Here is an 11,006-nt window from a genome sequence, read left to right on the forward strand (position 1 = left end):
GCACTGAGCCTAAGCGAACTGCACCATCCAAACGCCAGATCGGTGCAGTTCGCTTAGGCTCAGTGCACCCTACGGCTAATGAACGCGCAATAAGAAAAATTAGAGGAAAACTTCCATGGCAATGCACCGATGGATGTTGGCCATTGTGTTGGCGGTTGTCGCCGTGGGCGGCTATGCAGGCTGGCAGCAGTGGGGACCCTTGCCCGACACCGTGGCTGCCCGGGTGGATGGTGATGTGATTCCCTCCGCCACGCTGAATGTGTTCGTGGCAGCGGCCCGGCGCAGCGAGCCGGAGATCAGCCGGGAGCGAGTGCTCAAGGGACTGGTGGAAAACCGTCTTCTGGCGGCGATGGCCAACGCCCGGGATGACCATCATGCCCATCCCGAGCGGGTGGGTTATGACCCTGTCACCCGCCATGAACAACAGCGCTTCAAACTGATTCGTACCGCCTATGCCGATGCCCTGCGCAAAGCGGTTAACGAGGATGGGATGGGCAACAGCCTGGATAGCCTGACCGCGCCGCTGGCTCTCTCCCCTGAGGCGTTGGCGCCCATGCTGACCCTGGAGCAGGCGCTTTACAGCACCATGACTGACGATCAGCAGCAAGCGGCCAGTAACTATGTGCTGGCCCGCTATCGCTTTGCTGACGACCAGCCGGAACAGACCCTGACCCTGTGGGATCTGTACCGCCGGCAGAACATCCAGTTAAAGGTGCAGATGCATAACCTCAACCTGGATTTTATGCGTGAAGCGGTGAAACAACAGCTGACCATGGCCTACGTGTTTTACTGGTTTGAGCAACAGGCCGGCCTGTCCTCTGCGGCCATCGCCGCGGTGGATCGCAGCATCGATGATGCCCTTCAGCGCGAGAGTCTGATGCATGACATGGGACTGATGCAGGACATCCATGACGACAACCCGCAACTGCGGGAGCTGGCAGCCCAGGTGAGCGATGGGCAGATCGCCGATTACTACGCGGCGAACAGGGAACAATTCATCCGTGTGGAGCGGGTGCGTGCACGGCATCTGCGAGTGGGTAGTCAGCAGCAGGCAGATCGGGTGTATGCGTTGATCCAGGATGGCTTGTCGTTTGACCAGGCAGTTGCGGATTACTCCGTGACACCGGACCGGGAACAGGGCGGCGATCTGGGCTGGATTGATCGGCAATCCCGGCAGGATCACTGGACCCGGGCACTGGCGTTTGTGCAGCCTGAGGGCGCAGTGTCCCCCCCGTTTCGCAGTCCTGGGGCCGATGGGGCCCCCTACTGGGAACTGTTTCTGGTGGAAGAAAAAGTCACTGGCTACCAGAGCCTGGATAGCGAATCAGTGCGCTACCGTGCGGGTCGGGCGGTGGCTCAGGAGCTGTTGCAACAACGCTTCCAGAGCCTGCTGGCGGAAGTCACCGAGCAGGCATCACTGCGAATCAATCCGGCGGTGCTGTGATGAAAGCGCTGCTCATCGCCCTGTTGCTGGGCGCGGTGGCCCTGGTGATGGCCCGGTGGTTACCGAACACAGCACAGGCGCCGCTACCGGAGGTGACCAATGACAGCACGGCGGTGGAGGTCCCGGTGCAGAAAGAGCAGGAAAAAGCGGCCACGGCGTTGCCCATGATTGACACCCTGGCGGAACGGCAGCGGCCATCCCGGGCCTCCCAGGTTGACCATGCCGCTGCCGGGCCGATGCCTTCGCCACAAGCGGTGACGGCCTTGCGTGAAAGCATGCGCCATGGCGATCCGCGTACACCGCCGCTGGCTCCGCGTACGGATTTGCGTGAGCCTCCCAGTGCGGCCGAGCTGGCCGATCCGGCGCTGTATCAACAGTACGAGCAGCGCCAGAAACAGAACGTGTATGCCTCGTTCGCCAGAGCCGTTGATCAGCGTATCCCGAAACTGGAAGCGATGATTGCCAAAGGCCGCGCCGAAGGTATCAGCGAGCTGCAACTGGCAGAAGGGGAGGCCAAGCTGGCAAAACTGCGCGAGCAGCGTAATCAGTTAGCGGCGCAACAGCCTGCCGCCGACGGGGCGTCCGCAGAAGAAGAACAGGACTGACCGGTTAGCTCAGCCACACTGTCGCGGATGGTCTGATCCCCGGGCGCCAATGCATGGGCGCGGCAGATGCTGTCGTTGGCGCTTTTTTTATTGCCCAGGGCCTGTTCCGCGTAGGCGCGATTGTTCCAGGCGGCGGCAAAGTCCGGCGCTTTCTCGGTGGCGGTGCGAAAGGCATCCAGCGCCTTGTGCTGCTGTCCCTGTTTCCACAGGCTGTTGCCGTGTCCGAACCAGAGTTTGCCACTGTCCGGGAACGCCGCCACGGCGGCGGGCCAGAAGGCATCGCCATCGGGCAGGGCGGAAATGGCCCGGAACAGGGTGTCCGGTTCCGCACTGGCAGGCAGCTGACCGGGCTCAACCAGGGTAAAGCCCCACTGATCCGCGCGGGCCCAGGTCCGGATAAAGCGGTTCCAGTGGGTGGTCTTGCCGGCATCGGTGCCGCTGTGCAACACCATGGTGTTGCCCTGGTCCCGATAGCCGGTGACCACGGCGAAATGCCACTGGGGCCAGCGGCGTAGCGCCAGGTTCTGTAGCACCAGTACCGGGCGGCCTGCCTGCAGTTCCGTAAACAGCGCCTGGCTGTTTTCTACCGGGTATGCCATCAAGCCGCGACTGCGCGCGGCAGCACGCAATTCGATTCCCAGGCTGCCTTCCCGCTCCGGGAGCCACACTTCGTCCACCAGACTGTCTGCCGTCACCGGCTTGCCGGCCCATTGCAGCATCATGGCTAGGGCCGCGGGACCGCATTGGTATTTTTCCTGGGGAACGAAGGGCACCACCAGCTCCTGCTCCGTGTCTACCTGGGCACTCTCTGGAGGTGGAAAACTTTGGCATCCACTCAGTAAGAACAAAACCAGCAGGCTGAGGAGGCCCGTCAGGCTGGCAGGGTTGGCAAGGGCGGGGCGGGGAGGGCGAGGAGCCACAGGCCCCTCGCCGAAACGGACAGTCATGGATCAGTTGATGGGATTAATGGCCGGAAACACGTTAGTGGCGCCCAGCAGATCGAGCAGAATCAGAATCAGGATGATGGCGAGGATCACACCCACCACGCCCTGACCCGCGGGCAACTCTTCCGCTTTCTGGGCCAGCTGCTGCAGTTCCTGATCGGTGAGCCGGTCGAGACGCTGGCTGACCTGATCCTTGCTGACGCCGTAGTCACCCAGTGCCTTGGCGGCAACCTGATGATCCATCAGCTCCATTACCTGGGCTTTCATGGCCGCGCGGTCCTGTTGTTGAATGACCGTGTCGTTACCGATCATGGCGGCCTGGGCGGCGGGGACGATCAGCACCTGCATGAAAAGTAATAGTGCTGCACTCAGAATACCGGTAATACGCTTGGTCATGATCACTCTCCATTCAGCCAGTTTGAGGGGCAAGCTCAGTGCAGGAATACTGGGTCGAGGGCGCCTGCAATGAACCGCCATGGACTCATTTACCGTAACAGTCTGACGCTAACGAAGCAGGATAGCTGCCGAAAACGCATCATTTTTTACAAGGACTTTACCAATTTCCATCACCTTGACGCGGGCTTCACGAAAACGCGCCAGAGCGTGTTCCAGGTCGGTTTCGGGAATGCTGAAAAGCAGGCCGCCGGCGGTTTGCGGGTCGCACAGAGCGGTGAGCATTGCGTCTGCAATATGCTGCGCATGGCAATGCATCAGCACTTGCCGGTTGGCGTCGTTGAGGGTGCTTGTCACGCCGTTTTCGATCAGCGACAGGGTGCCGGGCAGCAGAGACACCTTATCGGTATCAATCACCATGGCCACATCGCTTTGCTGACAAATTTCATGGAGATGTCCGAGCAGGCCGAAGCCGGTGATATCGGTGCAGGCATGCACGGGCAGGTCCTGCATGGCTTGTTGGGCGAGGCGGTTGCTGACCAGAAGATGCGTCAGGGTGGTATCCAGCCAGGGGCCGTGCAGTTTACCTGTCTGCATCATGGCGGCCAGGTGTACCCCGCTACCCAGGGGCTTGGTCAGCAACAGGCGATCTCCGGGCCGAGCGCCGCCCTTGTGCCAGAGTTGTTGCGGGTCCCCCAGACCATTCACCGTAAAGCCCGCAGCCATTTGCGGCCCTTCAATGGTGTGGCCGCCCACCAGGGTGCAGCCGGCGGCGTTCAGTTCTTGCACCGCACCGGCCATCAGGCGTTGCAAATCCCGTCCCTGCAGTTTCGGGTGGTGCCAGGGTAGGGTTACGTTGGCCAGCGCAGAGTGGGGTGTGGCGTTCATGGCATACAGGTCGCTAAGGCTGTGTAAGGCCGCCACCCGGCCAAACAGGAACGGCTCGTCGATAAAGGCCGGAAAGAAATCCAGACTCTGTACCAGACGTTTGTTATCAGCCCACTGAATGATCGCCGCATCATCGGCGGTATCCACACCGGCCTCAATGTCGTCACGGACATGTGGCTGCAAATCCCGCAAGGCATCCTGCAAGGCGTCGCTGCCTACCTTGGCGCCACAGCCGGCACAGTGCCGTGTATCCGGGTCTGCGGGGGCGGGTGCCATGGCGGGCAGCTGACGGTCGAACTTGTCCATGAAGGCCCGGTCGATCCGGTCTTTCCAGCGCCATACCCAGCCCCCGGATGCAAACAGGGCACCACCACGGCTGGCCACCGCCTGTTTGCCGCCGGCGGAGAGCAGCGAAAGAAAGTGTTTTTGCGGCCGGTAATGTTGCAAGGGTTGCCCGGCGATGGCAGCGCTCAGGTTATGGGCCAATACCTTGGCCTGGCGGACCGCATAGACGCCGGCCTTGGGCAGGCTGTCGGGAAAAGCCGCGCAATCCCCGGCGGCAAATACGCGCGAATCGCTCCGACTCTGCAGCGTGGCGTGTACTCGCACAAAGCCCTGATCGTCACACTCCAGATCGCTGTTGGCGATAACCGGGGTGCCACGTACGCCGGTGCACCAGAGCACCCGGGAGGCGTCCAGCGGGGCATCGTTGGCGAAGAGGCGGTCATGCTGTTTTTCCACCCGGGTGTGTTCGCGCACCCGGATGCCGTAGTCATCCAGATAGCTGCGCATGCGTCGCCGCACCGGCTCCGGGTAGCCGGGTAGCAGGATGCCGCCGCTGATCAGTGACAGGGGCGCGCTGAGGCCCTCTCGGCGTTGATGCTCGGCAATGGCCAGGACCATTTCGGTTCCCCCGGCCCCGGCGCCCACCACCGCCAGTGGACTGTCCTTGTCGCGCCACTGTTGCCATCGCTGATGGAAGCTGGCCACCGGTTTCACCGGCACGATATCCGGGTGGCCACCGCCTACCGGCTGCAGGTCCGGAGTGGCGCCCACATCCAGGCTCAGCCAGTCGTATTCCAGGGTGCTGCCATCCTCCAGCGTGAGGCGACGTTCGGCGCTGCAGATCCTTGTCACCGCGGCGCGGATAAAGCGGGTGCCGGTGGCGATACACAGCCGGTACAGGTCCACATGGGTATCCGTGAGGCGGTAGTGGCCGGCGATCAGACCGGGCAACATGCCAGAGTAGGCACTGAGGGCGTCCGGCGAGACCAGGGTGATTCGCACACCGGGGAGCGGTTTCATCGCCAGCATGCGCAGGGCCAGGGCATGGCTGTGGCCGCCGCCAATCAATACCAGGTCGTGGTTAGCCGAGGGAGTGATCACAGCAGAATGTCGCCTTTTAGAAAGCAGCGGGCCTGGCCACTAAGGGTAACCCGATCTCCTTTCAGGGAGCAGAACAACTCACCACCGCGGGCGGAAAGCTGGCGGGCATGCAGGGTGGATTTGCCCAGTCGCTCGGCCCAGTAGGGCACCAGAGTGCAGTGGGCGGAACCGGTGACGGGATCTTCCGGCACGCCCTTGGCCGGCGCAAAAAAACGGCTGACAAAATCGCAGTCATCGCCGGGGGCGGTGATCATGATCGCAAAGGTATCCAGCTTGCCGATGGCGGTGAAATCCGGCTGAAAGTGGCGAACCTGATCGGCGCTGTCCAGCACTACCAGGGTGTCACGGGCTTGCAGCACGTCCTTGAGCGACATGCCCAGTGCCTGTTCGAAGGGGTCACGATGGCTGACCGGGAGCCCGGGCCGGGCAGGAAAATCCAGACTCAGGGTCTGACCGCTACGATGCACATAAAGCGCCCCGGATGCGGTGTTGAAACGAATCCGTTCACCGGGAAACCCCAGCGCATTGAACACCACCCAGGCGGCGGCCAGGGTGGCATGGCCGCACAGATCCACTTCCACACGGGGCGTAAACCAGCGCAGTGAATAGCCGGTCTCGTCGGGGACCAGAAAGGCGGTCTCCGACAGGTTGTTCTCCATGGCGATGTTCTGCAGCAGGGCATCGTCCGGCCAGCGTTCCAGCGGTACCACCGCCGCCGGGTTGCCGGCAAACAGGGACGAGGTGAAGGCATCAACTTGGTAGAGTTTCATAAGCTGCCTTGAAAATAACGGGTGCGTTTGGTCGGTTTCAAAGACCCAACCCAGGCTTCAATCGTAGCCGCTTTCGCAACCCCCGCGACAATGCATCGACCGCCAGATTGAGCATGACCGTGGCCAGGATCAACAGCAGGGTCCGGTCGAAGCGGAATTCCGCCACGCTGGAATCAATATAGAAACCGAGGGTATGGATGCCAAGAATGCCCAGCACTGCCGTTTCCCGCATGATCACTTCCCAGCGGTAGAGCAGGAAGGCCAGCAGGTTGGGGGTGACCCGGGGCAGTACCTCCCAGGCGTAGCGGTTGATGCCGATGGGGGCGTCCGCACGGAGTGTCAGGCTCTCGCTGAAGCGGCCAGTGAGGTGGGCGACGATGGCGCCGGTGTGCAGGGCCAGGGCCAGGATGCCGGGCAGCATGGACGGGCCGAGCAAAATCAGGAAAAAGAACGCGAGAAAGAATTCCGGGGTGGTGCGCATGACCACCAGCAGGCCATGGCCGGCGGTGCGACTGGCCCGGTTGCCGAATAACGGCGAAATCAGCGGGAACAACAGCAGCGACAGCAGACCCGTGAGCAACAGGGCGCCGAGACCCAGCACCAGAGTCTGCCACAGCCCCGGCCACAGCTGTTGTTGCCAGAGCATGGCAAACCAGTGCCACAGTTCCGTGAGTCCCCCCCCCTGGCGCAGCGGCACCGGCACCAGATCCACCGTGACGAAGCGCACCAGGGTGTCGAGCCGGCCGGTGAACAGCGGTGGCGCCCAGGCGATGGCGGCCAGCAGGTAAACCGGGATCAGGGTCGGGCGCAGCCACCAGCGCAGGGTAAAGATGATGGCAAAGAACAGGTACAACAGGGCGGCGCCCTGGTCGTAGTTGCCCTCACGGAAGGCGGTTTCCAGGTGGAAGCCCAGGGTGGGCAAACCGATAAAACCGAGAATGGCGGAAGCGCGGATGCCGCACTCCAGCCGGTAGCCGCCGTAAGCCTTGCAGGCCTGCCAGACCAGCGGCAGGCGGGCATAGAAGAATACGCTCAGGCGCTGTCCGCTGACGGGCAGGGCATTGGCAGGGCTTGGGTCCGCTTCTTCCAGGAATTCGCCGAAGACCTTGGCGAAGATGCCCGCGTAGGGAATGGCGATGGCCAGCACCCCGGTGACCGTACTCAGACCGGCTACCTGCAACAGCAGTAATCCCCAGAACAGTTCGTGGACCGCTCGGATGCTGGCCGCCAGGCCCCGCACCCAGCGGTGGTGCCAGGCCATGGCCATAAGAAAGCCGAACAGGGCCGCCAGGGCCGTGCCCTGCCAGGCAAAGGCCAGAGTGTTGACCAGTGCGCGCCAGAGGTGGTCGGTGGAGAAAAAATCCGGTGCCAGAAAGCCCTGGCCCATGCGCAGCAGTTCACTGCCCGGGGAGGAGCGGGTGATCTCCAGATCGGCAATCGTCAGGGCGATCAACCCGGCCACTGCGAGCCACAAGCTGGCGCGGCGCCAGCGGGCGGCGGTGGTGTTGACGGGCTGCCGGGAGCTGGGGCTCATTGGTAGAGCGTGTCCAGATCACTCAGGCTCAGCGTGCTGGCCGGGGCGTCGAGCAGAATCTTGCCTTCGCCCAGACCGATGATGCGGTCGCAGCATTGCAGAGCCAGCTCGCGGTCATGCAGGGCGACCACGGCGGTCGGGTGCCGGGCCAGGGCCCGCTGCAGCAGATCCAGCCCCTGATGTTCGTCCAGGCTGGAGACCGGTTCGTCGGCCAGCAACACCGGGCGCTGCGTATAGAGTGCCCGCCCCAGCGCTACCCGTTGCGCCTGCCCGCCGGATAGCTGGTCCACGCTGGTAAAGAGCTTGTCCTGCAGTCCCAGTTCCCGGGCCAGTTCGCCCACGCTGGCCTTTTCCCCGGCACTGGGCCAGATCAGGTTACGCAGGTTGGTCAACGTCCGGTTGCGGGGCAGGGCGCCCATGTAGAGGTTGTGGAAGACGCTCAGCATGGGCACCAGGTCGCCGGTCTGGGGGCACCAGGCACAGCGGACTTCCTGCCGTTGACGCAGGGCGGCCAGCAAGGTGGATTTGCCGGCACCGGAAGGGCCCAGCAGTGCCACCTTCTCGCCGTCGGCAATGGTCAGCGACAGGGACGTAAACACGACCTGGCCGGGATGGCCAAGCCGTGCGTTTTCAAGACGAAAGGTCAACGGGATGCCCTGCGACTTACTCGGCGTCCAGCAGGCCGATGGCTTTGGCGGTTTCCTCGATGGGCGCAAAGTCGTCATTGCTGGCGGGGATGAACTTTTCCCGGGGGAAGGCATTGAGCAGAACCGGATCATCAATGGCCAGCAGGGCGTCGGTGACTCGCTGGGTGAAGCCGTCACCGAAGCTGTCGTTCAGATCGCCACGCACGGTCCAGTGATAGTCCGGATAGCCGGGAGTTTCCCAGATAACCTGGACCTTGTCGGTGTCGATCTTGCCTTCTTCCCGCTCACGTTCCCAGACCTTGTAGTTCACTGCGCCGGTGGCATAGGCGCCGCTTTGTACCAGGGCAATGGTGGCGCTGTGATCCCCGGAGAAACCGACTTTCTCGAACAGCTGTTCCGGAGACTGGTTGAAGGTCTCACGCAGGTAGAACTCCGGCATCAGTCGTCCGGACGTGCTGCCCTTGGACCCGAAAGTGAAAGAGGGCTGCTCGACAAACGCCTCGGTGAGCGTCTCGGACGGGCTCAGGCCAGTGCTGGCGTTGGCGATGAAGTAGGACTTGAAGTCCGGATCTTCCAGGCCCTGTGCGATGGCCTGGGAGCCGGGTACCAGGCGGCGGGCCTGCACACCGGACAGACCGCCAAACCAGGCCATTTGTACTTCGTTATTGCGAAAGGCGGTGACCGCTGCCGCATAGGATTTCACCGGGACATATTTCACCGGGACACCCAATTGCTCTTCCAGATAAAGGGCAACCCCGCCGAAGCGTTTTTCCAGTTGCGATTCATCCTGGTCGGGGATGGCGGTGAAAGTGAAGGTCTCGGTTTGCGGTTCGTTACAGGCAGAAAGCAGCAGTGCTGCACACAGGGCAGCAAGAAACTTGAGGCGCATTGTTGACTCCGTTCAATAGGGAGGCTTACCGGACAATGTGGAAATCCTGTCGCGGGTCCGGCCAGACACGACAAGGTGATTATAGAGCGCCGGGGGCTGGATACCAGTCAGCAACCCTGCGGAAAGAGAAATACCCGTTGGAGTCTTGCTCGCAAGGCGAAGGGCGTTATTCCGGCGCCATGCCAGCGGGTAACCTTCGCTTTGCGAGCAAAGCTCCAACGGCATTTCGTAGCCAAACCGGGGAGATAATTCCCCTCCGCCTTTCGTTGGAGCCTTGCTTGCAAGGCGAAGGGGATTGTCCCGGCGCGATGTCGGCGGGTAGCTCTTCGCTTTGCGAGCAAAGCTCCAGCAGTCGCTTGGTGTATCAGGTGTTTGCCGTCTGGCGCTCTTCCAGAAATGCCATCACTTCATCGCGGCTACCCTCAAAGACGATATCTCCTTCCCGGTGGGAGAGCATGTAGTCATACATGGGGTCGTAGTAGTCACGCAGCAGAGTACGGATCCAGTCCTGGTGCAAATCGGTATCGCCGCTGATGGCTTGCACGGCCAGGGCTTCGCTGAGCAGCTGGCGTAACTGCTGGTGACGCAGTCCGCCCAGGCGGCGGCGAATGCGATCCATGGCGGCAAGCAGTTCCTCACCGAGAAAGTGCAGGCCTTGCTGCTCGCCGAAATGTTGACGGTATTCTTCCAGCGGGCCCACCACATAGTCTTCCAGAGTCACCTGCACCCGGGATTCCAGCGTCTCATTGATGATGATGCGCGGGCAGGTCCGGATCTTGTCCTGCAGGGAGAAGGGCAGATGGCAGCGGCCGATCAGCTTGCTTTCGTCTTCCAGCAAAACCCGGGCCGGGGTCTGCGCCCGTTGCCTGATCATGGCGATGGCCAGGGCATTATCGAAATCGATCTGGGTGGGCTGCCCCCCGGGGCGTCGCCCGAAGGCGGAGCCACGATGATGAGCCAGGCCTTCCAGATCCACGGCGTTGGCCTGGCTCTCGATGACCCGGGTCTTGGCGCAGCCGGTACGGCCACAGAGAATGTCAAAGGGCAGCGCGGTGATGCAGGCCTCCAGCTCGTCCAGCAGGAAGCGGCGCATGGCCTTGTAGCCGCCGGTGACCAGTGGTGCATCGATCCCTGCTTCACGCAGCCAGGCCTGGGTGGTCTGGCTGCGCAGCCCGCCACGAAAGCAATACAGGTAACCGTTCGGGTTGGCCTGCCACCAGTGTTGCCAGGCCTGCATACGCCGTTCCCGCTCCTCGCCGCTGACCAGCTGGTTACCCAGATCAATGGCCGCCTGCTGGCCATGCTGCTTGTAGCAGATGCCAATCCGGTGGCGTTCGTCGTCGTTGATCAGGGCGATATTGGTGGTGCCAGGGAAGGCGCCCTTGGCGAATTCCACAGGAGCACGCACATCCAGCAGGGGCGTGTCGTTGAGAAACAGGGACAGGTAATCACGGGTATCGTCGCGCATGGGGGGCGAGTTTAGAACAGCTACAAGCTACAAGCTAC

At 62.3% G+C, this 11,006-nt stretch carries 10 protein-coding genes; 2 read left to right on the forward strand and 8 right to left on the reverse strand.

Annotated features, from left to right (window positions below; all coding sequences use genetic code 11):
- The first annotated feature begins 115 nt into the window (after positions 1-115).
- Complete coding sequence (locus tag A0251_RS15350) at positions 116-1,444, forward strand: peptidyl-prolyl cis-trans isomerase (RefSeq protein WP_231874262.1); 1,329 nt, start codon at positions 116-118, stop codon at positions 1,442-1,444.
- On the forward strand, positions 1,444-2,049 hold the full coding sequence (locus A0251_RS15355) for a hypothetical protein (RefSeq protein WP_062817717.1): 606 nt from the start codon (positions 1,444-1,446) through the stop codon (positions 2,047-2,049). The genes A0251_RS15350 and A0251_RS15355 overlap by 1 nt, the downstream gene beginning before the upstream one ends.
- On the opposite strand, the gene A0251_RS15360 is transcribed toward A0251_RS15355, so the two are convergent.
- The 8 genes from A0251_RS15360 to mnmH form a co-directional block, all read right to left on the reverse strand.
- The gene (locus tag A0251_RS15360) at positions 1,989-2,822 is read right to left on the reverse strand and encodes a PA2778 family cysteine peptidase (protein ID WP_231874263.1); all 834 of its coding nucleotides are present in this window, start codon (positions 2,820-2,822) and stop codon (positions 1,989-1,991) included. The genes A0251_RS15355 and A0251_RS15360 overlap by 61 nt on opposite strands.
- A gap of 177 nt (positions 2,823-2,999) precedes the next feature.
- The gene (locus tag A0251_RS15365) at positions 3,000-3,389 is read right to left on the reverse strand and encodes a PA2779 family protein (protein ID WP_062817718.1); all 390 of its coding nucleotides are present in this window, start codon (positions 3,387-3,389) and stop codon (positions 3,000-3,002) included.
- A 108-nt stretch (positions 3,390-3,497) separates the two neighbouring features.
- Positions 3,498-5,660, reverse strand: coding sequence for a selenide, water dikinase SelD (selD, locus tag A0251_RS15370; protein ID WP_062817719.1), 2,163 nt, complete (start codon positions 5,658-5,660; stop codon positions 3,498-3,500).
- On the reverse strand, positions 5,657-6,430 hold the full coding sequence (locus A0251_RS15375; protein ID WP_062817720.1) for a PhzF family phenazine biosynthesis protein: 774 nt from the start codon (positions 6,428-6,430) through the stop codon (positions 5,657-5,659). Before A0251_RS15375 ends, selD begins: the two co-directional genes overlap by 4 nt.
- Before the next feature lie 37 nt (positions 6,431-6,467).
- On the reverse strand, positions 6,468-7,964 hold the full coding sequence (locus tag A0251_RS15380; protein WP_156478305.1) for an ABC transporter permease: 1,497 nt from the start codon (positions 7,962-7,964) through the stop codon (positions 6,468-6,470).
- Entirely contained in the window at positions 7,961-8,611 is a 651-nt protein-coding gene (locus A0251_RS15385) for an ATP-binding cassette domain-containing protein (RefSeq protein ID WP_062817721.1), read from the reverse strand. Before A0251_RS15385 ends, A0251_RS15380 begins: the two co-directional genes overlap by 4 nt.
- Before the next feature lie 16 nt (positions 8,612-8,627).
- A complete protein-coding gene (locus A0251_RS15390; protein ID WP_062817722.1) occupies positions 8,628-9,500 on the reverse strand; it encodes a putative selenate ABC transporter substrate-binding protein in 873 nt (290 codons plus the stop codon).
- A 364-nt stretch (positions 9,501-9,864) separates the two neighbouring features.
- Positions 9,865-10,968, reverse strand: a complete 1,104-nt coding sequence (gene mnmH, locus A0251_RS15395) for a tRNA 2-selenouridine(34) synthase MnmH (RefSeq protein ID WP_062817723.1) — start codon at positions 10,966-10,968, stop codon at positions 9,865-9,867.
- Between the last annotated feature and the right edge of the window lie 38 nt (positions 10,969-11,006).

Source organism: Alcanivorax sp. NBRC 102024 (assembly GCF_001602235.1).
Lineage (GTDB): Bacteria > Pseudomonadota > Gammaproteobacteria > Pseudomonadales > Alcanivoracaceae > Alcanivorax.